This window comes from Pseudarthrobacter sp. N5, assembly GCF_050157035.1.
Classification (GTDB): domain Bacteria; phylum Actinomycetota; class Actinomycetes; order Actinomycetales; family Micrococcaceae; genus Arthrobacter.
Map to the genome: position 1 here is coordinate 3,671,316 of NZ_CP189593.1, position 26,877 is coordinate 3,698,192.

Below are 26,877 nucleotides of genomic sequence, written 5' to 3' on the forward strand. Positions count from 1 at the left end.
AGCTGCTACCCGCTGGGAAGTAGTTACCTGGAAGTGCGTTGATACCCGAAGGAGGGCCCATGCCGACGATGACAGCAGCGGAGAAGAAGGCGGAGGCGAAGACGCAGTACAACGCGTTCCTCGCCGCGTGCCCGAGCCAGCAGTTGCTCGCTCAGGTGTCTGGCAAGTGGGTGACCCTGGTGTTGTCCGCGCTAGGGAGCGGGCCGGACTGTGATGGTGAGCCGCGACCGATGCGGTATTCCGAGCTGGCTCGAGTCCTGGCAGGGGTGAGCCCGAAGATGCTGTCGCAGACACTAAAGTCCCTCGAACGCGACGGGCTGATCGCGCGGACCGCGATCGCGACCGTCCCCGTGACTGTGACCTACGAACTCACCAACCTCGGGCTCTCCCTGCACCAAACGGTCCGACAGCCCAAACTCTGGTCCGAGACTCACCGCGACGACGTCTCAGCACACCAAACACAGTTTGACGGTGTCCGTTAGCCGGTCGTCCACCGGACGTCCCGGCCCTGCCCCTAGGCCTTCTTCACATCCGCGTGTTTCCGCCCTTGCCGGATTCCCGTATACCCTGCCCGAATTAATGCCCGGTGAAGGTGCGGCGGATTCTAAGGATCGACGCAACGTTAGAGTGAGTCCGGCAGTTCAGCCGGCTGCTTTTGAGTGTATCCGGAGGTGGCAGGCATGGTGCTTTTTTCGGCCTGGAGCAGTGCCTTGGGCGTGAGGTAACCGAGGGTCTTGCGGGGTCTGGTGTTTAGCTCGTTGCAGACGCTCTTGACATATTCATGGGTGTGTTTTGACAGGTCGGTGCCCTTGCGGAAGTACTGGCGTGCCAGCCCGTTGAAGTTCTCGTTGGCTCCCCGCTGCCAGGGGCTGGAGCGTTCTGCGAAGTAGATTTGGATGCCTGTCGCTGCGGCGAGCTCTTGGTGTCGAGCCATCTCTACGCCTTGGTCCCAGGTGAGAGTCTGCTTTAGGTGCGGTGGGAGGGAAGCGAAGGCGGCGGTGATGGCAGCGTTGGTCCGGGCCGCTGTGTGGTCGATCGGCAGATTGATGATGATTCCGTATTGGGTCTTGCGTTCCCGCAGCGTCACCATGGCCGAGGTCGAGCCGGGCCCGACGATGAGATCGCCTTCCCAATGGCCAGCTTCCGTCTTGGTCTAAATGGCTGGTGGGCGCTGGCTGATCATGGTCATGTTCCGGACCACTGCGCCGTGACCGGAACCGGTCCGCCAGCGGTGTCTGCGGATTTTCCGTCCGGTGCGCAGCCGGGGACAGTATTTCTTATCTAAACCGCCGTCATCGTTGAAGAGCAATGCCCGGTAGATGGTCTCAGGACTCAATTGAAGGCGCGGTTCGAAGGGGAATTGCAGTGCGAGCCAGCCGCAGATCTGCTCGGGCGACCAGTGGCGATTGAGCTTGCGCTGCACGATCGCGCGAACTCGCCGGTTCCGTCTAAGCTTCCGATCCCGTGGCCGGCGCCGCTGCTGGCTGGCGCTGTGATCGGCAGCGTGCGGAGAGTACCGGCCGTGGCCGTCGCGGTGACGGTCCAATTCCCTTTTGATCGTTGAAGGGCAGCGTCCGAGTTCACGCCCGATGCGCCGCAGTGAGCAGTCCAGCCGGAGCAGGTCAGCGATCTGAATCCGTTCCAGCAGGGACAGGTACCGTCCGGACCCTTGAACGGGAACCCTTATATGGCTCTGCTCAGCCCGTTGGTTCCTAAGGTTCGTGCCGGCGCGTCTGCTCATACCCAACATCCTGCAGGCCTCAGCGTTGCTGGATCCGGCATTCACCAGGTCCCAGTAACGTGTCCCCGCCAGATCACGACGAGCCTTCGCTGGGGAGACCGTCTGGGCCGCCCGTGCGGCGAACAGCCGGGTGTCCTGGATTCCGGCACGATGAGCCTGGTCGAGACGCTCCTTCGCGACGGCCAGTTCCGTCTTCCACCTTTTCTCCCATGCGGCGGCCGTGCCCGGCAGCGGCCGCAGCTCCTTCCGGACCCTCGCCGGCCCATTCGATTCCCGCAATAAAGTGAAGCGCTTGTAGAGCCAGCGGTATCCGGTCGCCCGGCTTACTCCCGCACCCTGCGTTGCTTTCGCGAGGCCGGCGCCTTCCCGGTATGAGGCCCAGAACGCTGCCTCCACCTCCGCCCCGACCTGGAAGTGATGGCGTCCGTCGTCCTGCTGGAATTTGCGCTCCCACTCGATCAGTCGAGAAGAGGAGAATCCAAGCCTTGCCTGGGCGGCCCCGCTGTCAAGACCCGAGACGCGCAATTGCAGGAACGTTTCGCACAGCCATCGGTAACCTGTTTCCTTCCCGACACCCGCTGCGCGGGCTGACGGTTTGAGACCCTTTCCCTCACGAATCAGAGCAAGAAACCGTGCGCCCTCAGGCGAATCCAAATGTCGATACATAGCCACAAGCCCCTAATACAGGCGTTGCTTCGACCGACAGAATCCGGGGTGCCTTATACGCTACAGTCCGAAGCATGCTCATCGGCTACGCCGGCTGCTCGACCAGCACCCAAGACCTCACCGCCCAGCACCATGCCCTCCACGCCCTCGGCGTCGACGCCGAGATGGTCCACGTCGACCACGGATTCACCGGCACCAAACGCGACCGACCCGGGCTGGAAAGGGCCCTCGCCGCGTGCCGCGGCGGCGACACCTTCGTGGTGACCAAACTTGACCGGCTCGCACGGTCCCTGCCGGATGCGAGGGACATCGCCGACGAGCTCACACGCAAGGGCGTGACCCTCAACATCGGCGGCAGCATCTACAACCCCCATGACCCGGTTGGAAAGCTGTTGTTCAACGTCCTGGGCATGGTCGCAGAATTCGAATCCGACCTCATCCGCGCCCGGACCCGCGAAGGCATGGCGGTGGCGAAGTCCAAAGGCAAGCTTCGAGGTCGACAGCCCAAACTCTCCAAAAAGCAGGAAAGACACCTCGTGAGCCTCCGCCGGGAGGGCACACACACCACAACGGAGATCGCCGAACTCTTCGGCGTCGCCCGCTCCACCGTCTACCGGGCCATCCAGCGCGCCGCGCCCGCCACATGACGTCCTCCCGCCAACGGGCCGGCGCATCGTGAACATCGGTTCGGCACGGCATCGGCGCTCAATTTCGAGACGCTACCAACAAGACCTGCACCGGCACCCTCCTTCAAGGCCTCCCGAGACGCTGACAGCCGGGACCCCGGACAACGCCTAGGTGTATTGACCTGAGAGGTTAGTGACGCGGGTGACCGGTGGCTGACCTTTGAGTGAGGTGTGGCCTCGGTGATGATTGTAGTGATGGAGCCAGTCGGCGAAAGAATCAACACGCTCGGCCTCTGATCCATAGGGTTTTGCGTAAGCCCACTCATCGAGCATGGTGCGGTTGTAGCGCTCGACTTTGCCGTTGGTCTGGGGCCTGTAGGGCCGGGTGCGCTTGTGCTTGATAGCCGGGCCCAGGGCGTCTTTGAATGCGTAGGAGCGGTAGCAGGAGCCGTTGTCCGTCAGGACCCGTTTGACCACGATTCCGCAGGATTCGAAGTAGGCGTTGGCGCGTTCCCAGAACCCGGCCGCGGTGTCCTTTTTCTCATCGGCGAGGATCTCGGTGTAGGCCAGCCGGGAATGATCATCGACCGCGTTGTGCAGGAAGGCGTAGCCCGGTCTCCGGTTCGCCGCCGTGCCGGTCTTGTTCCGGTTGCCGGATGCCCTGCCCACCGTGCGGTGTCCGCCGCCGTCCGGGATACGTCCGAGTTTCTTGATGTCCACGTGGACAAGGTCTCCGGGGTTCTGGTGCTCGTAGCGGCGGATTACCCTCCCCGTGGCCCGGTCCAGCCACGACAGCCTTGCCAGTCCGAACCTGGAGAGGACCCGGTGCACCGTGGAGGGGTGGATACCCAGCAGGTAACCGATCCGGGCAGGGCCCCACCGGCGGTTCACTCTGAGCGCGACGATCCGCCGCTCCCGCCGCACGGACGTCCGGCCCGGGGAGCTGACGGGCCGGCTCGACCGGTCCTCCATCCCGTGCTCGCCGCGCTCCCGGTAGCGGCCAGCCCACCGCGCCGCGGTCGTCACCGAGACCTGGAACCGCTCAGCCGCCCGCCGCAGCGGCCACCCGTCCTCCACGACGCACTGGGCCAGCCGGAGCCTGCCCTTAGGCGTGAGGAGCGCATTAGCATGGGACATTGAAGACCTCCTTGTGGATCGGACTCTCGACAAGCCCCACTCCACCCGGAGGTCTTCTTTTTGTCACCTAACCACGCCGAGCGTTCCTAACGTCCGTGGTCAATACACCTAGGCGAGCCTCGATACCCTGACGTTTCGTGCAGGCGACTCCCGACCAAAGTGACGCTTTGTGCAGGGGACTTCGGACACCAGATGTCCATACCCGACTGCACAACTCCCGTACTTTCGGGGCAGCTTGTGCAGACGACTTCGGAAAATGACATTGGCGGCGGCTTCCCGGGCGAGGCCGTGATGGTGTCGAGTTTGTCGTCGAAATCCACTCCACCGGCCCGGATGGCGAGGATCTGGTCCTCGTCCAGACCCGCCCGGCGGGCCGAGAGGCGTGGGCGGCCTGGCAGTAGCTGCAGCCGTTCTGGTTTCCGACGGCCAGGGCGATGGCCTCGCGGGTGCGCGCGTCGAAGCTGCCGTGCGCAGCGATGGCGGCCGAGATTCCTTCGTAGGAGGCGATGACCACGGGAGAGTGGGCCAGGCCGGCGTGGATGTTGAGCAGCGTGCCCATCTTTTTCGCCAGCTTCCGGGCATGTTCCTTGGGACCTTCGGGTGCGGATTCCACGGTGTGGGCGGGAATGCGGGACATGCGTTCTGACTCCGTTTCATTTCTTTGCCGGGACAAGGACCGGCAACCGGCCATCGGGTGCTCACGCTGGTTTGTTGTCGATGTGGATGCCGCTTCCGGGATCGAAGGCGACATGGGCTTTGATTTTTCGGGCCAGGGGCGAGGGGTATGGGTACGCCCAGGCCGCGTTCGCGGCCCGGCGCCCGGCGGCGCTGACATGGTAGTAGCGGGCGATGCCCTTCCAATAACACAGGGTTCGCAGCCAGCTTTTCTCCAGGGCACCCGGTGTTACGGATTCCGGGGGGAAGTAGTGGTTGCCTTCCAGATAGACGGTGTTCTCTGAGCGGGCGATCACGGTGCCGTGGAAGCTGGCCGTCATCATGATTGGGTGCTCCTGGCCATGGTGCGCAGCACCGCACGGTCCTGGACGATGATGCGTCCCCGGCCCTGCCGGATGGCGCCCTTGGAGGTGAGGTCGCCCATGATCTTGCTGGTGGCCTCGCGGGAGGCGCCGAGCAGTCCGGCAAGTTGTTCATGGGTGAGGTGTATGGCCCGTGTGTGGCCGAAGCGTTGGGAGGCCGTGGTGTCATCGAGTTTGAGCAGGGTGGAGCAGACCTGGGCTGCCAGGGGCCTGAGTGCGAGGTCGGTGAGGCGCTCTTCGAGCCGGGCGACCTGTTCGCCGAGCAGGCGTGAGATGCGGATGGCGATGCGCGGATCCGACAGCAGGAACCGTTCGACGTCAGCGGCGCTGAGCTGGCAGATCGCGGAGTCCTCGATCGCTTCGGCATAGTTGTCGTACATTCGCTGGCCGACGAGAATCATTTCCCCGAACACGGCGCCGGGGTCCAGGATCGCCATGGTCAGGGCCTTGCCGTCTTCGGCAACCCGGAAGATCCGCACCCGCCCGGTCTTGAGGATGAACAGGGCGGTGACCGGCTGGCTCTGGCTGAAGACGAGTTCGCCGGTACGGAAGAGCCGGGTCGGAGCCATCAGGTCCATGGCCCCGATCTCGGCGGCGCTCAGATCGGCGAACAGGTCCACCTCGTTCATACAGCTGAACGAGTCGAAGGGTTCTGCCATCAGCGGGTCCGCCTCTCGTTGCCGGGGCGCCCACGGGCGCAGGTCGCCGGTGAGGGTCCCCGCAACGTCGAAGGCGCAGCCCCCGGTCATACTCGTTTCTTCAGGACGCGTACCGCCACCAAGGCCAGAATAACCCCGTAGACCATGTGGCCCATCAGGCTTAATGCCGCGGCTAGGTTCAGAGCGAACGGCGGCATGCCCATCATCACTGGCATGATCATCAGCGGACCAAGCACCCACCAGATGATCCCGTACCTCAGCCCGACAACGGCACCCTTCCGGTAACCGGTGAGCAGGCCGTTGCCGAAGAGAACGGTCAAACCGAGGCCGATAGTGACCGAGATCAGCAGATGGATCCCGACGCCGGTCAGGGCGGAGCTGGAGCCGACCAGGGAGGCGATCACGGGAAGCATGCCCATCATCGCCATGAGCACCCCGAAGACCAGGCCTCCGGCCAGGCCCCCGGCCACCCCGGCGGCGGCGCGCCGTCCGAGGCCGGTGGAGAACGCGTGGTGTGAAAGAGCTGGTGCGGCGCTCATGGGAATTTCCCTTCCTCAGCGGGGTGTGTCTACCGGCTCACAGTAAGGCCGCAACCACGCGGTGTTCAGTGATCTGGAACACACAAGACGGCCTTTTTTCAGAGCCGTACCGCCCGGTGTCCCGGCGCCATCCGGAGGCGGAGCGCTACGGGCAGAGACACCGTTGGCTTCCCGGCAATCCTCAACGCGCAGGAATTCATCGTGGTCTTCCGCCGACCGTTCAGCATCGATACTGTTTGACCGAAGGAATGGAGTCGAGATGAGCAACGAGGCCGAGGGCTCCGATCTCGCAGGTGACTACATTTTCGATGTTGCACACACGCGGACCGGGTTCGTTGCCCGGTATGCGATGGTAACGAAGATCCATGGCCTGTTCAAAGAGTTCGAGGGGCGTGTGCACATCGACGCCGCGGAGCCGGCAAAGTCCAGCGGTCAGCTGGGAATTGTCGCCGAAAGCATCAATACGGGTGTGGAATAACGTGATAACCACCTGCGCAGCAACGATTTTTTTGCGTGGGCCGGTCGTGACCAGTACCGAGGATCGATTCTTATGAGGGTTCGGACGCGTCCTTGGCTGACCGTCCGGCTCTGATCTGCAGGTGGCCGCCGCGGGCCGCGGCGCGGAGGACATCGGTACAGTCACGCTCCACGGACTGCCAGGGGCGGGCTGCAATGTCGGCTCCCCCCAGCCGGCAGGCCAGCCGGGCCAGCGGGGTGAAAAGTGCGGCCGCACCGACAGGGTCCTGCATATCAACGACGCCGAGCATGGCCCCGCGCCGACACAGTGCCCTCATATTGTCCCAGGCCCTGGGCCACTGCGGCATCAGGGACAGTGCATAGGTGGCGATGGCCGCATCCGAGCAGTCCTGCCCGCCGGCGGCCGTGATGCGAGCGGCGACCTTCGCGGGGTCCAGCGTGGTGGCATCGGCCTGAAGAAGTATGACGTTATTCCAGCCCCGTTTCGTGGCCCTGCGGTGTGCCTGGCGAAGCATGTCCGCGCTGCTGTCGAGGCCGACGATCGTGCCCGTTTCCCCTATTCCGGCCTGAAGGAGGGGAAAGTTCAGGCCGGTTCCGCACCCGACGTCGAGCACCTGGTCCCCCACCCGCGGGGCCATCGCCGCGATGCCGAGCACCCTTCCGGCCCGGTATATCGGAAACTCGCCCGACAGCGCGTCGTAGAGAGGAGCGAAGATGCTGTACCTCTCCGGGATGGGGCCCACCTCCGGGTTCAGTGAATGACTGTCATAATCGGCACAGGCAGTCCGGCACCGCCGGCCGGACCAATTTAACACAAGGAGCGCTCCGTGGCAGCCCGTGAAGGCATTATCGATCTTCTGGTTATTGGCGGCGGCACGGCAGGCATCATCGGAGCCAGGACCGCCGCCGGTCTTGGAGCACGCACGGTTCTTGTTGAGCGCGCGCGCACCGGCGGTGACTGCCTGTGGACCGGATGTGTTCCCTCCAAAACCATCCTGGCCGCCGCCGCGTACGCCCAAATCGAGCAACGGCTGACCAACCGGCCGCCGGACTTCGCGGCCGTCCGGCAGCAGGTGTTCGGTGCGATCGCCGCCATCGAACCGGGTGACTCTCCCGCCGCACTCGAGCGGGCCGGCGTCGAGGTCCTGCCCGGCTCCGCCCGGTTCGTGGCCCCTGGTACCGCAGACATTGACGGTGTGAGGGCGGCCTTCCGGCAGGCCCTCATCACCGCCGGCGCTGAACCGGCACTGCCGCACATTCCGGGTCTTGACATGGCGCACGTCGTCACCTCGGAGACAGTATGGGACCTTGAGGAAATTCCGGCCCGTCTCGTGATCATCGGCGGCGGCCCGGTTGCCTGCGAGCTGGGACAGGCATTCGCCCGTCTGGGGTCGCAGGTAAGCGTGCTTGCACGCTCGCAAATGCTCCCCAAGGAGGACCGGGACGCCGCCGCGCTCATCCGGCGGAGCCTGGAAAATGACGGAGTCCGGTTCCGCGAGAACGCACGGATCGACCGGGTGTCGGTCCAGGCGGGTGTGAGCCGGATCCATCTGGTGGATGGCACGCATGTCGAGGCCGATGTGGTGCTCCTCGCGGCGGGGCGGACCGCGCGGACCTTGGGGCTCGGTCTGGCCGCCGTCGGTGTGGACTGCGATGCCAGTGGCAGCGTACTGGTGGATGCGAAGATGCGCACGACCAACCCCGCGATCTGGGCCGCAGGGGACGTCACGGCGAACCCGCGGTTCGCGCACCTGGCCGGGGTGCACGCCAGTGTCGCTGCCTCCAACGCGGTCCTGGGGCTGGGCCGCCGCGTCAGCGGCACCGTCCCCCGGGTCACATACACCTCACCGGAGCTCGCCGCCGTCGGCATCACCGCTGCCGAGGATGGCCGGCACACCATATCGACCATCCACCACACCCACCTTGACCGTGCCATCACCGAGGGCAGGACGGACGGGCTGACCCGCCTCATCCTCGACAGGCGCGGGCGGATCGTCGGGGGCACCATCGTCGGGCCGAGGGCCGGTGAATCGTTGGCCGAGCTCACCCTCGCGGTGCAGAACGGTCTTTCGACGCGCGACATCGCAGGCACCACGCACGCCTACCCCACCTACAGCGACGGAGTCTGGAACGCGGCGATCGCCGATGCGCGGTCCCGGCTCCGATCCCCGGTCTTGGCTGTGGTCACGAAGGTGCTCTCGCGCATCCGCAGGGCCCGGCTTGACCGAAAGCAGGGCCGGCGCAGCGGGCGGTAGGCCGCCACGAGGCGCCGGGTGCGCACGGCTTCGAGACGAGGGCAGCCCACCGGCCTGCGATCTGACCTGTCTGGACCGGGGTGGCCATAGGAGGGTGCGGTGGGATGTCGCTGGCGCGAATTTAGCCGCGCATGGCCGACCCCGAACCCCGATCCTTGGCGTCAATGACGTTCCGGACGACGCTGACTTCATTGTGCTGGCGGACCCTGACGGCAACCGCTTCTGTGTGACCGAGGCGGCTGAATCGGGGGCTGCTGGGCTGAACTCCTGCTGCTGGACCCGCCCGCTACAAGAGGCACGACGACGGCGGTGCGCCGTTTCGCCGTCGTCGGCCTTGAGTCCTGTTCCCCCGTTGAATCCATGGACAACACCCAGCTCCTGGCACTGACAGGGGTGGCGTCTGCTGCTAGCTTGGGTTTCAGAGTCAGGGAAGGACCGGCCCATGGAATTTTCACCACGCACTGCAATTGTCACGGGAAGCGATTCGGGGATCGGCAGGGCCACGGCCGTGGCCCTGGCCGAAGCCGGAATGGACGTCGGGATTACCTGGCACTCGGACCGGGCCGGTGCCGAGCACACGGCCGAACAGGTCCGCGCGGCCGGCCGGAAGGCCGCGATCCGGCAGCTGGACACCACCGTGATCCCCGGGTGCGCCGCCGTGATCGACGAGCTGGCGGAAGAACTGGGCGGGCTGGATGTGTTCGTCAACAACGCCGGCGCAGGTGACGGCGTCGGTTTCCTGGAGCTGGACCACACCATCTGGGCCAGAACCATGGACATCAACCTGAACGGCGCCTTTGCCTGCATCCAGGCGGCCGCCCGGAGAATGGTGGCCGCAGGGAACGGCGGGCGCATCATTGCTGTCACCAGCGTCCACGAAACCCAGCCGAAAGTTCATGCCGCCGCCTATGTGTCCGCCAAGCATGGATTGGGCGGGTTGATCAAGACGATTGCCCTGGAACTTGCTCCGCACGGAATCACCGCAAACTCCGTGGCGCCGGGGGCGATCTCCACACCCATGTCCGGCCAGGACGGCGATGATCCCGAGCCCACCCTGTACCCCGGGATCCCGCTGGGCCGCTCGGGCCGGGCCACCGAGATAGCCGCCGTGATCGCTTTCCTTGCGTTACCGGCGTCGTCCTATGTCACCGGGGCATCCTGGGCCGCGGACGGCGGGATGCTCCAGATGGGACCGGTGGGCTCCGCTCACCTGGACAGCAGCAACTGGCGGCAGGGCTGAAGCCATCCGTGCTACATGGGCTTATTGCTCTGCCGCACGCTCTGCTGATGAATTTCAAGGGCACTGGTCACCAGGGCGAAATGACTGAATGCCTGCGGTGTGTTCCCCAATTGCCGCCCCTCGCTGACACCCCATTGCTCGCTCAGCAGGCCAACGTCATTGCGCAGCGCGAGGAGGCGTTCAAAGAGCCGGGCTGACTCACGACGGCGTCCGGCACCGAGGAGCGCTTCCACCATCCAGAATGAACAGGCAAGGAAAACCCCTTCGTTCCCCGGCAGGCCGTCGTCGCTCTTTTCCGGCCGGTACCGCAACACAAAACCGTCCTCGGTCAGCTCCCGCTGGATCGCGTCGATGGTGCCGAGCATTTTCGGATCATCGGGCGGAAGGAAACCCACTCTGGGCAGCAGCAGCAGGCTGGCATCCAGCTCCGGCCGGCCATAGGACTGAACAAAGGTGTTGCGGACGGGATCGAACCCGTTGGCCATCACCTCGCGGTGAATCCTGTCCCGCAGTGCCTCCCAGCGGTCCGCCGGACCGGGGAGCCCGGATTCCCGTACGCCTTTGACCATCCGGTCCGCTGCCACCCACGCCATCACCTTCGAATGCGTGAAATGGCGGCGGGGGCCCCGCATTTCCCAGAGCCCGTTGTCCGGCTGATCCCAGACACCCTCCAGGTGCTCCATCAGGGCCACCTGGACGTCCCACGCTTCATCGCTATGTTTCAACAAGGAATTTCGGGTGAGGGACAAACAGTCCAGGACCTCACCCCAGACATCGAGCTGAAGCTGCTGGGCGGCGCCGTTGCCTGTCCGCACAGGGGCTGACTTCTCATACCCAGCGAGCCATGGCAGTTCCATTTCCGGAAGCCGGCGTTCCCCGTGGAGGCCATACATGATCTGGAGGTCAGCGGGATCGCCGGCCACGGCCCGCAGCAGCCAGTCCCGCCACGCCGCTGCCTCGTCCGTATACCCCGCAGCAAGCAGCGCCTGCAGAGTCAGCGTGGCATCCCGGAGCCAGCAAAAGCGGTAGTCCCAGTTGCGCGGGCCGCCCAGCTGCTCCGGGAGTGACGTGGTCACGGCGGCCACAATCCCGCCGGTGGGAGCGTAGGTCAGTGCCTTGAGTGTGATGAGGGAGCGCTCAATTGCGTCCTTGTACTTGCCGGTGATCCTGCATCTGGCGGACCATTCCTGCCAGAACGATTCCGTGCCCTCCAGTACGTGCTCCGGATCGACGGAGCGGGGCCTGGGAACGTGGCTCGGTGCCCAGGTGAGCACAAACGGAACGCGGTTTCCAGCCCGTACGGTGAACTCGCTGATGGTCCTCAGCCGCTCACCCTGCAGCGGGGCCGGCGTCACCAGATACGCGGCATCCGGCCCGGCGATCGCATGCATGCCGCGTTTGTCCCGGCGGACCCACGGCACAATATGCCCGTAATCGAACCTCAGGCCCAGTTCGCCGCGCATCTTCACACTGCCGCTGATCCCCACCACAATCCGGACGATGTCCGCAACGGCATCACGCGGGGGCATAAAGTCGATCACCCGCACAGTTCCATCCTCGGTCTCCCACTCCGTTTCCAGAATGAGGGTGTGCGGGCGGTACTGACGCCGGGTGCACTCGCCGCCACCTTCCGGTGCCAGCAGCCAGCGGCCGGCCTCCGGCGTGTCCAGGAGGGCGCTGAAGCATGCCGGTGAATCAAACCGGGGCAAGCACAGCCAGTCGATGGAGCCCTCGGTGCTGATCAGCGCTGCGGTGTGGAGATCCCCAACTACCGCGTAATCCTCGATGCGTGCCATGCCCCTTACCCTGCCACACCCCGGGCCGTTCCTATAGGTAAGCCGAGAGGGGAGGAACGCCGCCGTGCCGCCCGGACGCGGGATGCCATCCGAGCACCGGAATCCGGCCCTGTGGGAGAGTGGAGGCATGGACATGGCACCGCAGAAGAAATCGTTGTCAGAAAACCACCTCTTCCGCTTTGCCCACAAGGTGTCCGACTCCGTCAACGCCGTGCGGCTCAAGCTGGCCGGCCGCTGGAACTTTGCCCCTCAGACCATCGCCTACCAGGGGTACGGCTCCACCCAATGGGTGCGGGTCCTGGGCCGGGTGCTGCTGACCAGCAAACCGGTGCCAGGCAGCCGCGCGGAACGGGCGGCCAGCAACGGTAACCAGAACGTCCGGGGGTGGCGCGCCTTCACCAGCGTCCCCATCCGGAACCCGGACGTGGAGATACGGATCGGCAACGTGGTGACGCACGTGCGGGCGGACCGCGGCGGCCTGGTGGATACGGTGGTGAAAGTATCGCTCCTTCCCGGCCGGCACACGGCCGTGCTGCGCGCTGAGGGCACAGATCCCGTGGAAACCACCATCCAGGTGGTCGACCCGGACGTCCGGTTCGGCGTTGTGTCAGACATTGACGACACCGTGATGGTTACGGCACTGCCCCGGCCCTTCCTGGCTCTGTGGAACACCTTCGTCCTGAGCGAACGGGCCCGGATGGCCACACCAGGAATGGCGGTCCTGTTGGACCGGCTCACCATTAAGCATCCCGACGCACCGGTAATATACCTGTCCACGGGCCCATGGAACGCGGCGCCCACCCTGGCACGCTTTCTGACCCGCAACATGTACCCCTCCGGCGCGTTGCTGCTGACGGACTGGGGGCTGACTCAGGACCGCTGGTTCCGCAGCGGCCAGGAACACAAACTCCAGAACCTGGAACGTCTGGCCATGGAATTTCCGGACATTCAATGGCTGCTGGTCGGCGACAACGGCCAGCACGACGAGGACATCTATTCCAGCTTCGCGCAGGACCACACGGACCGGGTGGCTGCCATCGCCATTCGGCAGCTGTCAGTCAGCGAATCTGTCCTGGCTGGCGGGCACTCGGACGACGGGGACCACAGCTCCTCTTCGGTACCGTGGATCTATTCGACCGACGGCGCCGGCATGGCCACGCGGTTGTCCGAACTGGCCATTCTCTGACGCTCGGCCAGCAACTCCTGCAGCCAGAAGTATGACGCCTTGGGTGTCCGTTCCAGTGTCTCGAAGTCCACATGCAGGAGCCCGAACGGCTGCTTGTAGCCACCGGACCACTCGAAGTTGTCCAGCAGCGACCATACGTAATAACCGCGCAGATCTATTTTCTCCGCGATGCCGCCGGGAGCCGTTGCCTCCAGCACGGTCTGGAGATGCTCAGCCAGGTAGATGATGCGCCGCTCGTCCGGAATCATGATCCTTCCCGAGTCTGCTGCGCGGACCACTGTGTCCGCAAAGCTGGCACCGCCCTCGGTGATATAGACAGGAGGCAGGCCTGGATACCTCTCAGCGATTTCGGCCAGGGCCACGCCGACGTACTCGGGCACAATCGGCCAGCCGTACGCGGTGATCTGGGCGCCCGGCCAGGACGTGATGTGCAGCATGGCGCCGGGCGCCGATTCTCCGAGGTCTTCCCCTAAGGCGGCTTCCATGCCTTCCGGCACAGGACCGTCCCCGGCACCCGCAGCCACTCTGGTGGGCATGTAGTAGTTAAGCCCGTAGAAGTCCAGCGGCTGGGAGATCAGGTCCAGGTCCTCATCCGGGTGGCTGAACGAGCCAAAGAACTTGGCGGCCCGGATCACCTCCGGGTACTCCCCCGTGAGGACCGGATCCGCGAAGAGCCGGTTCTGCGCGATGTCCATGAATCCCGTGCTCAGCTTATCCATCGGATTGCCGGACGCAGGAACCATGGGTGAATAGACATTTGCCATCCCTATTTCGCCCGGGACCCCGGCCGCGCGCAGGGCCTGAAGCGCCAGTCCGTGGCCCAGCAGCTGGTGATGGACGCTGGGCAGGGCCTTGAGCAGGAGCGATTCGCCGGGTGAATGAAGGCCCAGTGCGTAGCCGTTGGTGGTCACTGTGGCGGGTTCGTTGATGGTCACCCAGCGGGCCACCCGGTCGCCGTACGCGGCCGCGGCAATGGCGGCGAATTCACCCAGACGGTACGCCGTGTCCCTGTTCATCCAGCCACCCGCCTCGTCCAGGGCCAGCGGCGTATCCCAGTGGTAAATAGTCATCATAGGGGAAATCCCATTTGCCAGCAGTTCGTCCAGGAGCCGGTCATAGAAGGCCAGGCCGGCCGGGTTGACGGGGCCGCTTCCGTTCGGCTGGATCCGCGGCCAGGAGATCGAGAAGCGGTACGAGTCCACGCCCAGCTGCTTCATCAGGGCCACGTCCTCCGGCATCCGGCGGTAGTGGTCAGCGGACACAGCCGGGCTGTGATCGTCCACAATCGCGCCGGGTCTGGCTGCGAACACGTCCCAGCCGGCGCGTCCCCGTCCGTCCTCGTCCACGGCGCCTTCAATCTGGAAGGCCGAAGTGGCGACTCCAAGGATGAACTCCGGTGGAATCAGGGCAGCTAGTTCCTTGGCTGTGAGGTGCATTGCCGTTTCCTCTGCGCTGTAGTGACGGTTTTGTTGTTGTGACGGTTGTGATGGTTCATGGCTTGGAGTCCGTCACGGCTTGAGGGCAGAGAGCACGTTCCCCGCAGGGTCCTTGAACCAGGCGATGTCCGGGCCGTTGCCGCGCATTATGCCCTTCGCATCCGTTGGCAGGCCCGGGTCATCGTAGAGGTCCGTCTTGACTCCGGCCTCGTTCAGCTGGTCTACGGCAGTATCGACGTCGTCCACCACAAAGTTCAGGATGGTGAAGGTGGCCGGCTCGTGGTTGTCCTTGGGGTAGACCATCACTTTGGTTCCCTCCGGAAGCGTGATCTCAAGAGAGCCCATGACCCCATCCGCCAGGGGCAGACCCAGCGTCTCGCTGTAGAACGTTCTGGCGGCGCCGAGATCGTCAACACTGAAACTTGAGAGCGAAGCGTTGGGCGTGAACATTCCATTCTCCTTCGAGTGCAGTTACAGCGGATAACTCCAAGAATGGCATAAGCCGCGGGTCCTGACGAGGGCCAGCCGGAGGGCCGTTGGGGATCCTGGCGGGGGCACGGACCGGAGCGGACCGGACGTGCTGCTAGGTCGGTTCATGGATGAAAACCTGGGGAAGTTCATCGACGTCAGCGCCGGCCGCCCGCTAGCAGAAACGAATCCTCCAGCAGCTCTGCCAGCTCCTCAACCCCGATCCGCTCCAGCCGCACCAGCACCAGTTGCGGCGAGCGATCGTGATGCGGGGTCCAGAAGTATGTATCCGGATCCGTTCCGGTAACCGCCTCACGCTCGTCGGGCTTGACCGTCAGCACGCCGTCCTCCCAGATCCGTGCCATCAGGGACCTGGCAAACCAGGCTGGCCGGTTCCAGCTGGGCCGTTCAGTGACGCCGGGCAGTGCCAGGCAGATCCGGCGGACGTCGTCTTCGGCGGCCATTCTTTCGTCTGCTCTTTACTCCGCCGCGGAAAGTTCGCCGGTGATTTTTTCGCCGCGGATCCGTGCTGTCCGCCAGGTATCCAGGGCAATGACCGCCCCCAGCACCACCAGGGAAAGTGAAACGGAGGCGAACGCATCGCTGAGCCAGTGATAGCCGAGATAGAGCCTGCTGAGGGCGGCAAGCACCACGCCTGTGCCGGCGCCGATGAAACCCACAACGGCCGCGCGCGGGTGTTCAAGCCGGGAAAAGACCAGGAATGCGGTCACGAACAGGAAATCGGAAGCCCCCAGCACATGGCCTGACGGGAAGGAGAACGTGGAATCCTGGCCGAACAGCATCAGGTCCAGGGGCGGCCGCCCACGGCCCACAGAGTGCCCGATCAGCTGTGCCAGCCCAACCCCGGTCAGCATTGCGGCGGCCAAAACGAAGGGCCGCCAGGCATGTTTGCCAGCAATCCCCCAGGCCACGGTGACCACAAGAACGATGATGGGCAGCCCCACCGGCCCGAAGACCACCGCCAGGAAAATCATCACGGTGGTGAGCGGCTCGGAGCGGAAGCCAAGCAGCCAGGTGCGTGCAGGCTCATCCCAGGCCGTCACGCCGCCGGCCTGCAGCACGCCTGCCAGCGCAAGGAAGAACACAAGGGCACCCAGTACCGCGAGGACAACGGCAGTCCGGTACAGGCCTGCCCGCGCCTTGGCGCTCATGTAGCGCTCTTCCACCACGAATTTGCGGTTGAAGGCATGCCACCGGCCTTCGCCGCCGCCCGATGGTTCTGCCGCTTGTTCTGCCGCTGGTTTTTCGATCATTGGGGAACCCGTCTATCGGCTGTTGAAACTCTGCCCTGACTGAAGATTATCCTCGTTTGGCGAATTTGGCGCGGTACTGTACTGAGCATGCGGGTTCTGCGGTCTACGGGTGGTCAGTAGCTTGCGCCGCCCGCGCCGCCGCCTCGACCCGGGCACGGTGCTCCGCCCATTCCGTCGCGTCCCTCTGCGGCAGGTTCGGGTCCCCGGGTCCCTGGCCGGCTGAACCGTCGATGAGTTCACGCAGGATGTCGGCATGGCCGAGGTGCTGGGCAGTCTCCACGCACATGTGGACCAGGATCTGATGGAGGGTCACGTGCCGCCGGTCCTCCGGCCACCATGGCACGTCGCCCGGCGCGTCCAGTGCGAGCGCCTCGATGGTTGCGTCGCTATGGGCGGCCGAGAAGCGGTGCAGCTCGACGATCTGCTCCCGGGATTCCTCCGGCGTGACCCACATGTCAGCGTCGGGCTGGGCGCCGTCGTCGAGCCAGGGCAGGGCCTTGGCACAGGGACGCCCGAACACCTCGCCGAAGTACCCCAGCTCTACGCTCGCCACATGTTTGACGAGGCCCAGGAGGTTGGTTCCTGTGGGCGTCAATGGCCGGCGGACGTCATACTCGCTGAGGCCATCGAGCTTGGCGAGGAGTTGCTCGCGGCGTAAGCGCAGATAACGCAGCAGAGTCGATTTATCATTCATGGGCGCACTATACCGAAGCCTGGTGGGGGCCGGGACCATGGGTCCGTGAGGAGCGAGCCAACGGCTCCGAATATGTGCATTTGCTGGCGTGGTTCACACTGGTCAGATGCGTACTTTTGGTGTCGAGGAAGAGTTCCTCATTGTTGATCCGGACAGCGGCAAGCCGCTGCCCTTAGCTGGTGAGGTGTTGCGCCTCCATGACCTTGAAAGCCAGGCGATGCACCCTACCCGCAATCTGGTTCTGACTCCGGAGCTTCAGCAGGAGCAACTCGAGGCCGTCACGGGTGTGCACAGCGACCTCAGCGAACTCGCCGTGGAGATCACGGCCGGGCGGACCTACGCCGATTCATTGGCCCAGCGGGTCGGCGCCAGGATTGCCGCGCTTGCCACCTCCCCGGTGCCGGTGGCCCCGCACGCCACACCCAATCCGCGGTACGACGCGATGGTGGAAATGTTCGGGCTGACCGCCCGCGAGCAGTTGACCTGCGGATTCCATGTCCATGTCTCCGTCAACTCAGACGAAGAAGGAGTGGGAGTGCTGGACCGCATCAGGTGCTGGCTGGCGCCGCTGATCGCGTTGAGCGCGAATTCCCCGTTCTGGAACGGCGCTGACAGCCACTATGCGAGCTTCCGCACGCAGGCGTGGAACCGCTGGCCGACAGCCGGGCCCACGGGAGTCTTCGGCTCCGCGCAGGCGTATCACGAGCTGATCGACGATCTTCTGGGCACCGGAGTGGTGAAGGCCCCGGATTTTGACGCACGACTTTCCCGCACCTACCCCACGGTTGAAGTCCGCGTGGCCGACGTTTGCCTCAACCCGGATGACACTGTGCTCCTGGCGGCTTTGGTGCGTGGACTGGTGGAGACCGCCGGCCGGGAGTGGGCCGCCGGCCAACCCGCTGACGCCACTCACACGGCGCTTTTGCGTCAGGGTGCATTCCGGGCCAGCCGATGGGGCGTCCGCGGCGATCTGCTCAATCCGCTGACTCACCGTCCGGCTTCCGCGGCGGATGTCATCAATGCTCTCCACGATCATGTGCGGGACGCCCTGGACGAGTCCGGGGACGCAGCGTACGTCAGGGATTCGCTGGACCGTGTCCTCCGTGAGGGGACGGGAACCGAGCAGCAGCGCAGGGCGTACGAAGGCAGGAAGTCGCTGTCCGACGTCGTTGGCCACGCCACCAACCGCACTCACGGGATAAGCGGAGGCCCCTGGCTGGCGACGCCGGCCTGACCCAGACGGGTACCCTGACTCAATGGGTGCCATGAATGAACTGATCAACCAGGCTGCGGTCACGTCCTTGACGGAGGTACTGGCTGACGCTGCCCCTGGTACGGAGTGGCAGCACGTCATCCTGGCCGGTGCGACTCTGCATGGACTGAGCCTCCGGGAGCGCACCGATCATGTGAGCCGGGCGCTGCTCGCTGATCTTGCTGCCGGCAGGAACAACGGGAGCCCGACGGCGGACTGCCGGACCGCCGTCGCCGTCTTCCGGAGCGCCCTCGGCAGCCAGCAGTTCGCCGGGTGGACGCTGTGGCCCGTCTCGGAAACCGCCGTGACGCTGGCGCTGGGATCGGGAACCCCCGCGGACTTCGATGACTGCCTGCAGCTGCTGGCCGAACTGACTCCCCGGCTCACCGGCGAATTCGCCATCCGGCGGCTGCTCGCGGCGGATCCGGACCGCGCCCTGGCCATCATCATCGAGTGGACACAGCACCCGGACGAGCATGTCCGCAGACTTGCCAGCGAAGGCACCCGGCCTTACCTCCCCTGGGCCGTCCGCGTCCCAGGGCTGACCCGGAACCCCGGGGGTACGACCCCCATCCTGGACGCCCTGTACCGTGACCCGAGCGACTACGTCCGGCGTTCGGTGGCCAATCATCTCAACGACCTCGCCCGTCACGCACCGGAGGCCGTGATGACGACGGCGGCTGCCTGGGTTGCCGCACCGGATGCCAACACCGCGTGGGTGCTCCGGCACGGCCTCCGGACGCTCGTCAAGAAGGCCCATCCTGGTGCGCTGGCGCTGCAGGGGTTCGCTCCGGCGTCGGTATCAGTCACACCGCTGCGGCTGGACCGGGACGAGGTGGTGATGCCTGCAGAGCTGGGGTTCGGCCTTGAGATCTCCAACACCGGCGGCCAGGACGCAAGGCTCGCCGTCGACTACGTGGTGCACTATCTTAAAGCCAACGGCTCGCTGTCGGAGAAGGTCTTCAAACTGGCCGCTTTCACGCTGGCTCCCGGCGAAGCCCGGCCGCTGTCCAAGCGTCATGCCTTCCGGCAAATGACCACCAGGGTCCATCATGCGGGCCTGCATGCGCTGGAGCTGCAGGTCAACGGCGTCCGCCATGCCCGGACGGAGTTCCTGGTCAGGATCTGAAGCGTGCGGCTGCATTGGCACGGGAGCCGCCACCGATTCCACCATGGCGTGGAACGAACACCTGATTTTCTACCGGCGAGCGGCGCGGATTCCGGACCACCATGACCAAGGATTCCATGCAGGCCGATTTCCGGGTGCTGGATTACGTCACGGCTGAGGGGTCCCCTGTGAGCACAGATACCGGCACGTGTTCTGCCCTCGGCCGGGGGGACAGGTACGACGGCGGAAGCCGGGTTCACCGGTAAGGTCACCGGGGCCTCCGGGGCAGGGGGTGTCCCTATGTTTTTGTCAAGCAGCTTTCCGGTGGCGGGGCTAGCGCTGGGTACTGCCGCCGGGGGTGTTTGCCAGCAGCAGTAGTTCCCCAGCATGCGGTAGCCCCTCCCAGTCGCCGGATGTACTCACAGCAAAGGCCCCCGCCACCGCCCCGCGGTGAAGGCGACCCTCAACGTCCAACCCGTCGAGGAGGGCCGAGAGGTAGCCGGCGGTGAATGCGTCTCCGGCGCCCACCGTATCGATGCTGGTCACCGGGACGGCGGGCACCTCCCACCGGCCGGCAGCAGTATGGACTCCGGCTCCGGAGGCACCGCGCTTGACCACTACTTCCTCAACGCCAAGGTCAAGGAGCCGGTTGGCCATACGAACCTCCGCCGCGTCAGGATGACCCGTCCCATCCCGGCCTTCCCCGCCTTCCCCGCCATCCGGTGCGGACGCCACCAGAGCCAGTTCGTCGTCGGACGCGACCACGATCCGGGCATGCCGTGCCAGCGGAGCGAGCACCTCACGGGCCGCATCCCGGGACCACAGCTTGCCCCGGTAATTGACGTCCAGCGACACCACCATTCCCTCCCCGTCCGCACGCGCAGCTGCGTACTCAACGGCCTCGCGGGATTCCTTGCTGAGCGCCGGCGTGATGCCGGTCAGGTGCAGGACGCGGGCGCCGCCTGAGAAAGCCCGGTCCACATCCTTGCGGCTGAAGGTTGAGCCGGCTGAACCTGTCCGGTAGTAGTAGGCGCGGCTGATGTCCGCTGTGCGCTGCTCCAGGAACATCACCCCGGTGCTCCGGCCTGGATCCACCCGGTTGAGTACCTGGATGCCTTCGGAGCGGAGTTGGCGCACAATGAATTCACCATGCGGATCGGCCCCGACCACACCGGACCAGCTGACCCGGTGGCCAAGCCTGGCCACGCCTACGGCCACGTTGGATTCCGCCCCGGCCACATGCATGGACAAACCGCCGCCTGCGGAGAGCGGTCCTGCGGACCTCAGCGACACCATGGACTCGCCGAACGTCAGGAGATCCGGCGTCCGCGTCACGGCAGCTTCGCTTCGTGCTGGCTGCGGAACGCGGAGGCCAGTGCCACAAATGCCCGGGCCCTCTCCCGCAACGCGGCAAGATCCCCGCCCGATGCAGCGTCCCCGATCAGCGGCCCGCCCGGGCCCACTGCGATGGCACCGGCCGCCCAGAAGGCGGGCGCCTCGCGCAGCCCGACGCCGCCGACGGCCACAAACGGGATCTGCGGAAAAGGATCCCGGAGCGCCTTCAGGTACGCCGGGCCGCCGATCGACGCAGGAAACAGCTTGACCGCTGTGGCTCCACGGGACATCGCTTCATAGGCTTCTGTGGGGGTGAGCGCCCCTGCCAGCACCGGCAAACCAAGCCCTGCGGCCACGGCGATGGACTCAGCCACTGCCGGTGTCACAATGAACTGTCCGCCCGCGGCCGCCACGTCATGGACGTTCCCGGCCGTCATGACCGTGCCCGCACCCACCAGGCACCTGTCCGGCGCCGAGTCCCGGATCTGCCGGATGGCTGCCAGGGCATCCGGCGTGGTCAAAGCGACTTCAACGAAGCGGAAGCCTTCTTCCATCACGGCCAAGGCGGCCTGCGCCGCCGCATGTCCGTCGGTACCGCGGACGATCGCTACGAGCCCGGACTCCCGGAGCCCGCCCAGAAACTGCTCCGGAGTCATGTTCTTCACCATTCTGCGTAGGAGCCGTCAGGGTGCCGCCACACGGGTCCGCGCCAGGCATGGCCCCGTTTGTCTGCGGCCCGCACCACGGCTTCGTCGATATCGATGCCCAGGCCGGGCCCGGTCAGGCGTTCGATGTGCCCGTCCACGAACTTCAGCGGGGACTTGTCCACCACGTAGTCCAGGACTTCGGCGCCCCGGTTGTAGTGGATTCCGATGCTCTGTTCCTGGATCAGGAAGTTGGGTGTGGCGAAGCCGACCTGGAGGCAGGCAGCGAGCGCGAGAGGTCCCAGCGGGCAGTGCGGGGCCAGCTGGACGTCGTATAACTCGGCGAGGGAGGCGATCTTGCGGACCTCGGTGATGCCGCCGGCGTGGGAAAGGTCCGGCTGGGCCACGGCGATGCCTGCCTGCAGTGCGGGCAGGAATTCCTGCCGGCTGTAGAGCCGCTCACCCGTGGAGACCGGCGTGGTGGTGCATGAGGTGAATTCGCGCAGCAGGTGGGTGTTTTCCGGTACCACGGGCTCCTCCAGGAAGAAGGGCCTGTACGGCTCCAGCAGCGGTGCCACGCGCCGGGCGTTGGCGAGGCTGAAACGTCCGTGGAAGTCAACGGCGACGTCCCGGTGGTCCCCTAAAACTTCCCGGGCCGCAGCCACGCGGCGGACGACGCCGTCGAGCTCTGCCACGGAGGCCAGCGGGCTCATCCGGCCGCTGGCGTTCATCTTGACGGCGGTCAGCCCGACGTCAAGCTGGGCGCTGATGGAATCGGCCACTTCGTTGGGCTCGTCGCCGCCCACCCAGCCGTACATCCGGATCCGGTCGCGGACATGACCGCCCAGGAGCTGGTGAACGGGGGTGTTGAAATGCTTTCCGGCGATGTCCCACAGGGCCTGGTCCAGTCCTGAGACGGCGCTGGCCAGGATGGGGCCGCCGCGGTAGAACGAGCCTTTGGTCATGACCTGCCAATGGTCTTCGATCCGGAGGGCGTCCCGGCCGATCAGCAGTTCGGAAAGCTGGCCGACCGCGGTGCGGACGGTTTCGCTGCGGCCCTCGCAGCTTGCTTCTCCCCAGCCCACGATCCCGCTGTCGGTCTCGATCCGGACGAAGAGCCAGCGTGGCGCGACGAGGAAGGTTTCTATCCTGCTGATGAGCGTCATGGTTACCCCGCCTAGCCCTTGGTCGCGCCGGCAGTCATGCCGGACACGATGTATTTCTGCGTAAAGAGCGCAATGATCATGATCGGGATGGTCACCACGGTGGCGGCAGCCATGAGCCCGCCCCAGTCGATGCTCGCGTAGGAGACGAAATCGAAGATCGCGACCGGCAGGGTTTTGGTCTTGGAGCCGGAGAGCACCAGGGCGAACATGAAGTTGTTCCACGAGAAGATGAAGGACAGGATTCCCGCCGTCGCCATTCCTGCAACGGAGAGCGGAAGGGTGATGCGGCGGAACGCTCCGATAGGCGTCAATCCGTCCACCTGGGCCGATTCCTCCAGTTCCAGCGGCAGCGAATCGAAGTAGCTCATCATGATGTAGACAATCAGCGGCAGAGCGACGAACATGTGGCTGAGGATCAGCACCTCGAAGCCGCCCACCATCTTCAGGTTGGAGAAGACGTAGTACCAGGGCACCAGCAGCGATACGCCGGGGATAACACGGGCCATCAGGACCACCAGGGCCGAGCGGTGCATGGTGAAACGGCTCATGGCATACGCGGCAGGAACGCCCAGCACCAGCGACAGGGCGGTGGAGACAAACGCCACCCAGAAGCTGTTGAGGATGAAGACAAGGTAGTTGTTCCGTTGCAGGACATTGGCATAGTTCTCCACCGTCGGGGTGAAAATGAAGGACTTGCCGGTGTCGTAGATGTCCACGCTGGTTTTGAGGGAGGCCAGGAACATCCAGATCAGCGGGCCAATCAGGAACAGCACCACCAGGACCAGCGCCACCACGCGGAATGCTTTGTACGCACGGCTGCGCAGCGGCTTCCGACGGCGGGTGGCCGGCTTGGGTGCTTCCGTTGAGGTTCCCGGTTCGGTCAGGACGGTCATTTGCTTACCGCTTTCTTGCGCATGGTCAGCAGCCACATGGAGCCGATGATGATCATGAAGAACAGGATCAGCACGGCGGAGGACAGCCCGTACTGGTTGTAGTCAAAGCTCAGTCCGTAGGCGTAAACGTTCAGCGTTTCCACCTCGTGGAAGGAGCCGCCGCCCTTGCCCTTGGTGGCGTAGAGGATGTCGAAGGTCTTCAGGGCATCGATGCCCCGGAGCAGGATGGCGACGATCACGGTGGGCATCATGAGCGGCAGGGTGATGAAGAAGAAGCGCTGGAAGGCGTTGGCGCCGTCCATCCTGGCCGCTTCGTCGGGCTCCTCGGAAAGGGACGTCAATCCGGCCAGCAGGATCAGCACCACCATGGGGGTCCACTGCCAGATGTCCATGAAGATGGTGGTTCCCAGGGCGGTGTCCTGGCCGGACAGCCAAGGCTGGGGAGGTATCCCCACGAGGCCCAGGAGCTGGTTGACGAAGCCGATGTTGGGATCGAAGATCAGCCGCCACATCATGCCCACGGCGACCGGTGTGGCGACGAGCGGCAGCAGGATGGCCACCCGGACCCACTTTTCGCCACGGAACGGGCGCCACAGCAGGAGCGCGATCCCCATGCCCAGAACAACTTCACAGATGAGGGCGACGCCGGTAAAGGACAGCGTGCGTCCCACGGCGGGCCAGAAGCGTTCCGCGTCGGAGAGCACCGTGAGGTAGTTCTGCAGGCCGACGAACTCGGATGCCGCGCGGACAGAGCCCTGCGAATCCGTGAGGCTCAGGTAGAGCGTCCAGGCCAGGGGAAAGATGATCAGGACGCCCACGAAGATCATGGCGGGTGCCGCGAAGAGCCACTTGCGGTGCCGGTTGGCCCAGGCGGAGAAGTTCTCGCGCGGACCGGGCGCACGGTTGGCGCTTCGGGGAGGCGCGCTGCGGGGAGGGGTCAGTACAGACATGGTTCACCTAAGGAGTCGGGGGTGAAGTGATTCGGTGGCCACAGCGCGACGGCGGCAGGCCGGCGTCGCGCTGTGGTTTGCCGTTATTTCTTTTCGCTGTCCAGGAACTTCTGGAAGGCATCATTCGCCGTGTCGGCGGCGGCCGAAGCGTCAGCTCCGGTGATGGTGGAAACGATCGGTCCGCCCACGATTTCGCGGGCTTTGCCTACCGTGACAACCTCGGGACGGTCATGGCCCACACCGGTCTTGGCGCTGGCGGCGATGGCCTCGGCCAGGTCCTTCGGGTAGGTGGACGTTCCGGCAGGGTCGGCCCAGACGGAGGTGCGAGGTCCAGGGACGCCGGCCTTCTGTGCAGCCAGGGTACGGTCCTTGCTGGTGGCCCACTGGATGAACTTCCAGGCGTTGTCCTGGTTGCTCGAGGCCTGGTTGACGGCCAGGCCCCACGATGGGATATTGTACGGCTTGGAGCCAGCCGGTCCGGCGGGAAGCGCGGCGAAGCCCACGGTGTCGGCGACCTTGGATTTGGCGGGATCGGTGGCGTTTTTGTAGAGCGAGTCGGCCTCGGTGTAGAAGGCGGCCTTGCCCTGGGTGAAGATAGCCATCGCCTCGGGCCAGCTCATGTCCGTGCTGACGTTCTTGGGGCCGTAGTTCTTGATCAGGCCGCCGTAGTAGGCGTAGGCCTTCTTGGCGGTGTCGCTGCCGACGGCGGACTTGCCGCCGGCGTCGGTGAAGTCACCGCCGAAGCTGTACAGGAAGCTGGAGAACTGGGTCACGGCGGCGGATTTGCCGGTACGTGCCACGAAGCCCGCGGTGTCCGGGGAGGAGGCCGCGATGGTCTTGGCCGCCGCTTCGAGCTCCTCCATGGTCTTGGGAACCTCAAGGCCGGCAGCCTTCAGCAGGTCCTTGCGGTAGTACAGCACTTCGCGCTCGGTGATGATCGGGACGCCGACGACCTTGCCGTCTGCGCTGGTGGCCTTGACCGGGCCCTCCTGGTAGTCCTTCCAATCCCAGGTGGCGTCTTGGGAGACCTTGCTCGTCAGGTCCGCGAGGTAGCCGTTCTTGGAGAATGCCTTACCCTCCTGGAGCGGGCGGTACATCATGACGTCGATCTCGTCGCTGCCTGCGTTGAGCTTGACGTTGTACTGGTCCGAGAGCTGGTCTTCGCCGAGCTGGGTGAGTTCGACCTTGAGTCCAGTGGACTTCTCGAATTCCGGGATGGCCGCCTTGATTCCCTCGGTCCACACGTGGTTGGCGAGGGTGACCCGGACGGTGCCTGCCGTCTTGGCATCGCTGCTGCCGCTGGCGCCACCGCAGGCGGTCAACCCCAGCGACAGGGCTGCGGCAACAGCCGCATACTTCACAATTGAACGCCGCTTCATTACGACTCCCTTGGGTCTAAGGGCTGGAGAGAACGTCCAGCCAACTGCAAATGCATCTTTACATCTGCTCTGGAAGCGATCTTAGGTAAATAAAGCAGACTTAATCAACCCCTTGGAGGTTATCGGTATGATTTATTTATGAAACCTCCAAAGGCGGAGCCCTCTGCAGACCTGCATTCGGCGCTGGTGCAGAGCCTGGGCCTTGCAATCACCGACGGCACCCTCGCGGTACACACCATCCTGCGGCTCGACGAGCTGGAGATGAAGCACAAAGTGTCCCGATCAGTGGTCAGGGAAGCCACCCGTGTGCTCTGCTCCATGGGGATGCTCGAGTCCCGGAGGCGGCTCGGCACGGTGGTGCAGGCCGAGGACCACTGGAACCTCTTTGATCCCCAGGTGATCCGGTGGCGCCTGGCCTCCTCCGGCAGGCTCGAACAGCTGCGGGCCCTGAACGAATTGCGGGGCGCCGTAGAGCCGCAGGCGGCCAGGCTCGCTGCCAGCCGTGTCACTCTCGATGCGGGAAGCGAGCTTGTCTCGCAGGCGGCGCGGCTGTGGGCCGCCGGCCAGCGCGGAGACCACGATGAGTTCCTGCGGTTGGACATCGAATTTCACGCCTCGATCCTCAAGGCCTCGGGTAACCCGATGTTTTCCCAGCTCCACAATCTCGTCAGGGAAGTCCTGACCGGGCGCACCGAGCATGGCCTGATGCCGCTCCTTCCCCACCACGAAGCCCTGCAGCTGCATGTTGACGTTGCCAGCGCCATCCAGCGGGGCGAAGCCAACGCCGCGCACGCCGCGATGAGCAGGATCGTGGAGCAGTCCACCGAAGAAATGGGTGACATCTGGTCCAGCCACCACGACGCCGGCCCGGCCGCCGCACCGGCGGCGGCAGAGGCCGAGGCAACCCCGGCGTAGTCTG

At 65.1% G+C, this 26,877-nt stretch carries 29 protein-coding genes and 1 pseudogene; 10 read left to right on the forward strand and 20 right to left on the reverse strand.

The window, feature by feature from the left end; genetic code table 11:
* Window positions 1-59: 59 nt before the first annotated feature.
* A complete protein-coding gene (locus ACQCST_RS17585; protein WP_426997002.1) occupies window positions 60-482 on the forward strand; it encodes a winged helix-turn-helix transcriptional regulator in 423 nt (140 codons plus the stop codon).
* A gap of 140 nt (window positions 483-622) precedes the next feature.
* On the opposite strand, the pseudogene ACQCST_RS17590 reads toward ACQCST_RS17585, so the two are convergent.
* Together ACQCST_RS17590 and ACQCST_RS17595 are read right to left on the reverse strand one after the other, a co-directional pair.
* A pseudogene (locus ACQCST_RS17590) lies at window positions 623-1,138 on the reverse strand (IS30 family transposase); the annotation flags it as partial.
* A gap of 15 nt (window positions 1,139-1,153) precedes the next feature.
* Window positions 1,154-2,407 carry a transposase gene (locus ACQCST_RS17595; protein WP_426997003.1) on the reverse strand — a complete coding sequence of 418 codons (1,254 nt, stop codon included), beginning with the start codon at window positions 2,405-2,407 and terminating at the stop codon, window positions 1,154-1,156.
* A gap of 74 nt (window positions 2,408-2,481) precedes the next feature.
* Here ACQCST_RS17595 and ACQCST_RS17600 point away from each other — a divergent pair, with 74 nt between their 5' ends.
* The gene (locus tag ACQCST_RS17600) at window positions 2,482-3,054 is read left to right on the forward strand and encodes a recombinase family protein (RefSeq protein ID WP_426997004.1); all 573 of its coding nucleotides are present in this window, start codon (window positions 2,482-2,484) and stop codon (window positions 3,052-3,054) included.
* Between the two features lie 147 nt (window positions 3,055-3,201).
* Here the strand turns inward: ACQCST_RS17600 and ACQCST_RS17605 are convergent, their stop codons facing one another.
* Window positions 3,202-4,170 carry an IS481 family transposase gene (locus tag ACQCST_RS17605; RefSeq protein ID WP_426996053.1) on the reverse strand — a complete coding sequence of 323 codons (969 nt, stop codon included), beginning with the start codon at window positions 4,168-4,170 and terminating at the stop codon, window positions 3,202-3,204.
* Between the two features lie 67 nt (window positions 4,171-4,237).
* Window positions 4,238-4,660 carry a carboxymuconolactone decarboxylase family protein gene (locus ACQCST_RS17610; RefSeq protein WP_426999214.1) on the reverse strand — a complete coding sequence of 141 codons (423 nt, stop codon included), beginning with the start codon at window positions 4,658-4,660 and terminating at the stop codon, window positions 4,238-4,240.
* Here ACQCST_RS17610 and ACQCST_RS17615 point away from each other — a divergent pair.
* Complete coding sequence (locus ACQCST_RS17615; RefSeq protein ID WP_426999224.1) at window positions 4,553-4,816, forward strand: hypothetical protein; 264 nt, start codon at window positions 4,553-4,555, stop codon at window positions 4,814-4,816. The two genes, ACQCST_RS17610 and ACQCST_RS17615, sit on opposite strands and share 108 nt — an antisense overlap.
* Window positions 4,817-4,868: 52 nt before the next feature.
* Here ACQCST_RS17615 and ACQCST_RS17620 read toward each other — a convergent pair whose 3' ends face one another.
* The 3 genes from ACQCST_RS17620 to ACQCST_RS17630 are packed head-to-tail and all read right to left on the reverse strand — an operon-like array spanning window position 4,869 to window position 6,405.
* Window positions 4,869-5,168 carry a DUF427 domain-containing protein gene (locus ACQCST_RS17620; RefSeq protein WP_426997005.1) on the reverse strand — a complete coding sequence of 100 codons (300 nt, stop codon included), beginning with the start codon at window positions 5,166-5,168 and terminating at the stop codon, window positions 4,869-4,871.
* A complete protein-coding gene (locus tag ACQCST_RS17625) occupies window positions 5,165-5,956 on the reverse strand; it encodes a Crp/Fnr family transcriptional regulator (RefSeq protein WP_426997006.1) in 792 nt (263 codons plus the stop codon). The genes ACQCST_RS17620 and ACQCST_RS17625 overlap by 4 nt, the downstream gene beginning before the upstream one ends.
* Complete coding sequence (locus ACQCST_RS17630) at window positions 5,953-6,405, reverse strand: hypothetical protein (protein ID WP_426997007.1); 453 nt, start codon at window positions 6,403-6,405, stop codon at window positions 5,953-5,955. The genes ACQCST_RS17625 and ACQCST_RS17630 overlap by 4 nt, the downstream gene beginning before the upstream one ends.
* 259 nt (window positions 6,406-6,664) lie before the next feature.
* Between ACQCST_RS17630 and ACQCST_RS17635 the strand changes: the two genes are divergently transcribed.
* Entirely contained in the window at window positions 6,665-6,883 is a 219-nt protein-coding gene (locus tag ACQCST_RS17635) for a YceI family protein (RefSeq protein ID WP_426997008.1), read from the forward strand.
* A 70-nt stretch (window positions 6,884-6,953) separates the two neighbouring features.
* On the opposite strand, the gene ACQCST_RS17640 is transcribed toward ACQCST_RS17635, so the two are convergent.
* The gene (locus ACQCST_RS17640; RefSeq protein ID WP_426997009.1) at window positions 6,954-7,625 is read right to left on the reverse strand and encodes a class I SAM-dependent methyltransferase; all 672 of its coding nucleotides are present in this window, start codon (window positions 7,623-7,625) and stop codon (window positions 6,954-6,956) included.
* 84 nt (window positions 7,626-7,709) lie between these two features.
* Between ACQCST_RS17640 and ACQCST_RS17645 the strand changes: the two genes are divergently transcribed.
* Complete coding sequence (locus ACQCST_RS17645) at window positions 7,710-9,137, forward strand: dihydrolipoyl dehydrogenase family protein (protein WP_426997010.1); 1,428 nt, start codon at window positions 7,710-7,712, stop codon at window positions 9,135-9,137.
* Window positions 9,138-9,579: 442 nt separating this feature from the next.
* A complete protein-coding gene (locus ACQCST_RS17650; protein ID WP_426997011.1) occupies window positions 9,580-10,377 on the forward strand; it encodes an SDR family oxidoreductase in 798 nt (265 codons plus the stop codon).
* Between the two features lie 11 nt (window positions 10,378-10,388).
* Here ACQCST_RS17650 and ACQCST_RS17655 read toward each other — a convergent pair whose 3' ends face one another.
* Window positions 10,389-12,173: a glycoside hydrolase family 15 protein gene (locus ACQCST_RS17655; RefSeq protein WP_426997012.1), complete on the reverse strand. Its 1,785-nt coding sequence runs from the start codon at window positions 12,171-12,173 to the stop codon at window positions 10,389-10,391.
* A gap of 127 nt (window positions 12,174-12,300) precedes the next feature.
* Here ACQCST_RS17655 and ACQCST_RS17660 point away from each other — a divergent pair, with 127 nt between their 5' ends.
* Window positions 12,301-13,359 carry an App1 family protein gene (locus ACQCST_RS17660; protein WP_426997013.1) on the forward strand — a complete coding sequence of 353 codons (1,059 nt, stop codon included), beginning with the start codon at window positions 12,301-12,303 and terminating at the stop codon, window positions 13,357-13,359.
* Here ACQCST_RS17660 and ACQCST_RS17665 read toward each other — a convergent pair.
* The 5 genes from ACQCST_RS17665 to ACQCST_RS17685 all read right to left on the reverse strand — a co-directional run bounded on the left by ACQCST_RS17665 (window position 13,302) and on the right by ACQCST_RS17685 (window position 17,231).
* Window positions 13,302-14,795 carry a glycoside hydrolase family 1 protein gene (locus tag ACQCST_RS17665; RefSeq protein WP_426997014.1) on the reverse strand — a complete coding sequence of 498 codons (1,494 nt, stop codon included), beginning with the start codon at window positions 14,793-14,795 and terminating at the stop codon, window positions 13,302-13,304. The two genes, ACQCST_RS17660 and ACQCST_RS17665, sit on opposite strands and share 58 nt — an antisense overlap.
* 72 nt (window positions 14,796-14,867) lie before the next feature.
* Window positions 14,868-15,245, reverse strand: a complete 378-nt coding sequence (locus tag ACQCST_RS17670) for a VOC family protein (protein WP_426997015.1) — start codon at window positions 15,243-15,245, stop codon at window positions 14,868-14,870.
* A gap of 176 nt (window positions 15,246-15,421) precedes the next feature.
* A complete protein-coding gene (locus ACQCST_RS17675) occupies window positions 15,422-15,727 on the reverse strand; it encodes an MmcQ/YjbR family DNA-binding protein (RefSeq protein WP_426997016.1) in 306 nt (101 codons plus the stop codon).
* Between the two features lie 15 nt (window positions 15,728-15,742).
* Window positions 15,743-16,537, reverse strand: coding sequence for a phosphatase PAP2 family protein (locus ACQCST_RS17680; RefSeq protein ID WP_426997017.1), 795 nt, complete (start codon window positions 16,535-16,537; stop codon window positions 15,743-15,745).
* A gap of 103 nt (window positions 16,538-16,640) precedes the next feature.
* Window positions 16,641-17,231, reverse strand: coding sequence for a DinB family protein (locus ACQCST_RS17685; protein WP_426997018.1), 591 nt, complete (start codon window positions 17,229-17,231; stop codon window positions 16,641-16,643).
* Window positions 17,232-17,337: 106 nt separating this feature from the next.
* On the opposite strand from ACQCST_RS17685, the gene ACQCST_RS17690 reads away from it, so the two are divergent.
* Together ACQCST_RS17690 and ACQCST_RS17695 are read left to right on the forward strand one after the other, a co-directional pair.
* Window positions 17,338-18,465: a carboxylate-amine ligase gene (locus ACQCST_RS17690; RefSeq protein ID WP_426997019.1), complete on the forward strand. Its 1,128-nt coding sequence runs from the start codon at window positions 17,338-17,340 to the stop codon at window positions 18,463-18,465.
* Between the two features lie 22 nt (window positions 18,466-18,487).
* Window positions 18,488-19,612, forward strand: a complete 1,125-nt coding sequence (locus ACQCST_RS17695; RefSeq protein WP_426997020.1) for a DNA alkylation repair protein — start codon at window positions 18,488-18,490, stop codon at window positions 19,610-19,612.
* A 312-nt stretch (window positions 19,613-19,924) separates the two neighbouring features.
* On the opposite strand, the gene ACQCST_RS17700 is transcribed toward ACQCST_RS17695, so the two are convergent.
* The 6 genes from ACQCST_RS17700 to ACQCST_RS17725 form a co-directional block, all read right to left on the reverse strand.
* Entirely contained in the window at window positions 19,925-20,926 is a 1,002-nt protein-coding gene (locus ACQCST_RS17700) for a sugar kinase (RefSeq protein WP_426997021.1), read from the reverse strand.
* Entirely contained in the window at window positions 20,923-21,582 is a 660-nt protein-coding gene (locus ACQCST_RS17705; RefSeq protein WP_426997023.1) for a bifunctional 4-hydroxy-2-oxoglutarate aldolase/2-dehydro-3-deoxy-phosphogluconate aldolase, read from the reverse strand. Before ACQCST_RS17705 ends, ACQCST_RS17700 begins: the two co-directional genes overlap by 4 nt.
* Before the next feature lie 5 nt (window positions 21,583-21,587).
* The gene (gene dgoD / locus ACQCST_RS17710; protein WP_426997024.1) at window positions 21,588-22,736 is read right to left on the reverse strand and encodes a galactonate dehydratase; all 1,149 of its coding nucleotides are present in this window, start codon (window positions 22,734-22,736) and stop codon (window positions 21,588-21,590) included.
* 11 nt (window positions 22,737-22,747) lie between these two features.
* A complete protein-coding gene (locus tag ACQCST_RS17715) occupies window positions 22,748-23,629 on the reverse strand; it encodes a carbohydrate ABC transporter permease (protein ID WP_426997025.1) in 882 nt (293 codons plus the stop codon).
* Window positions 23,626-24,579, reverse strand: a complete 954-nt coding sequence (locus tag ACQCST_RS17720; RefSeq protein ID WP_426997026.1) for a carbohydrate ABC transporter permease — start codon at window positions 24,577-24,579, stop codon at window positions 23,626-23,628. Before ACQCST_RS17720 ends, ACQCST_RS17715 begins: the two co-directional genes overlap by 4 nt.
* Before the next feature lie 83 nt (window positions 24,580-24,662).
* A complete protein-coding gene (locus ACQCST_RS17725) occupies window positions 24,663-25,958 on the reverse strand; it encodes an ABC transporter substrate-binding protein (protein ID WP_426997027.1) in 1,296 nt (431 codons plus the stop codon).
* Between the two features lie 138 nt (window positions 25,959-26,096).
* Here ACQCST_RS17725 and ACQCST_RS17730 point away from each other — a divergent pair, with 138 nt between their 5' ends.
* Entirely contained in the window at window positions 26,097-26,873 is a 777-nt protein-coding gene (locus ACQCST_RS17730) for a FadR/GntR family transcriptional regulator (RefSeq protein ID WP_426997028.1), read from the forward strand.
* Window positions 26,874-26,877: the final 4 nt, after the last annotated feature.

Coding starts and splice junctions, on each gene's coding strand:
- ACQCST_RS17585 (WP_426997002.1), top strand. CDS start 60: ATGCCGACGATGACAGCAGCGGAGAAGAAGGCGGAGGCGAAGACGCAG.
- ACQCST_RS17595 (WP_426997003.1), bottom strand. CDS start 2,407: ATGTATCGACATTTGGATTCGCCTGAGGGCGCACGGTTTCTTGCTCTG.
- ACQCST_RS17600 (WP_426997004.1), top strand. CDS start 2,482: ATGCTCATCGGCTACGCCGGCTGCTCGACCAGCACCCAAGACCTCACC.
- ACQCST_RS17605 (WP_426996053.1), bottom strand. CDS start 4,170: ATGTCCCATGCTAATGCGCTCCTCACGCCTAAGGGCAGGCTCCGGCTG.
- ACQCST_RS17620 (WP_426997005.1), bottom strand. CDS start 5,168: ATGATGACGGCCAGCTTCCACGGCACCGTGATCGCCCGCTCAGAGAAC.
- ACQCST_RS17625 (WP_426997006.1), bottom strand. CDS start 5,956: ATGACCGGGGGCTGCGCCTTCGACGTTGCGGGGACCCTCACCGGCGAC.
- ACQCST_RS17630 (WP_426997007.1), bottom strand. CDS start 6,405: ATGAGCGCCGCACCAGCTCTTTCACACCACGCGTTCTCCACCGGCCTC.
- ACQCST_RS17635 (WP_426997008.1), top strand. CDS start 6,665: ATGAGCAACGAGGCCGAGGGCTCCGATCTCGCAGGTGACTACATTTTC.
- ACQCST_RS17650 (WP_426997011.1), top strand. CDS start 9,580: ATGGAATTTTCACCACGCACTGCAATTGTCACGGGAAGCGATTCGGGG.
- ACQCST_RS17655 (WP_426997012.1), bottom strand. CDS start 12,173: ATGGCACGCATCGAGGATTACGCGGTAGTTGGGGATCTCCACACCGCA.
- ACQCST_RS17660 (WP_426997013.1), top strand. CDS start 12,301: ATGGACATGGCACCGCAGAAGAAATCGTTGTCAGAAAACCACCTCTTC.
- ACQCST_RS17665 (WP_426997014.1), bottom strand. CDS start 14,795: ATGCACCTCACAGCCAAGGAACTAGCTGCCCTGATTCCACCGGAGTTC.
- ACQCST_RS17670 (WP_426997015.1), bottom strand. CDS start 15,245: ATGTTCACGCCCAACGCTTCGCTCTCAAGTTTCAGTGTTGACGATCTC.
- ACQCST_RS17675 (WP_426997016.1), bottom strand. CDS start 15,727: ATGGCCGCCGAAGACGACGTCCGCCGGATCTGCCTGGCACTGCCCGGC.
- ACQCST_RS17680 (WP_426997017.1), bottom strand. CDS start 16,537: ATGATCGAAAAACCAGCGGCAGAACAAGCGGCAGAACCATCGGGCGGC.
- ACQCST_RS17685 (WP_426997018.1), bottom strand. CDS start 17,231: ATGAATGATAAATCGACTCTGCTGCGTTATCTGCGCTTACGCCGCGAG.
- ACQCST_RS17690 (WP_426997019.1), top strand. CDS start 17,338: ATGCGTACTTTTGGTGTCGAGGAAGAGTTCCTCATTGTTGATCCGGAC.
- ACQCST_RS17695 (WP_426997020.1), top strand. CDS start 18,488: ATGGGTGCCATGAATGAACTGATCAACCAGGCTGCGGTCACGTCCTTG.
- ACQCST_RS17705 (WP_426997023.1), bottom strand. CDS start 21,582: ATGACTCCGGAGCAGTTTCTGGGCGGGCTCCGGGAGTCCGGGCTCGTA.
- dgoD (WP_426997024.1), bottom strand. CDS start 22,736: ATGACGCTCATCAGCAGGATAGAAACCTTCCTCGTCGCGCCACGCTGG.
- ACQCST_RS17715 (WP_426997025.1), bottom strand. CDS start 23,629: ATGACCGTCCTGACCGAACCGGGAACCTCAACGGAAGCACCCAAGCCG.
- ACQCST_RS17720 (WP_426997026.1), bottom strand. CDS start 24,579: ATGTCTGTACTGACCCCTCCCCGCAGCGCGCCTCCCCGAAGCGCCAAC.
- ACQCST_RS17725 (WP_426997027.1), bottom strand. CDS start 25,958: ATGAAGCGGCGTTCAATTGTGAAGTATGCGGCTGTTGCCGCAGCCCTG.
- ACQCST_RS17730 (WP_426997028.1), top strand. CDS start 26,097: ATGAAACCTCCAAAGGCGGAGCCCTCTGCAGACCTGCATTCGGCGCTG.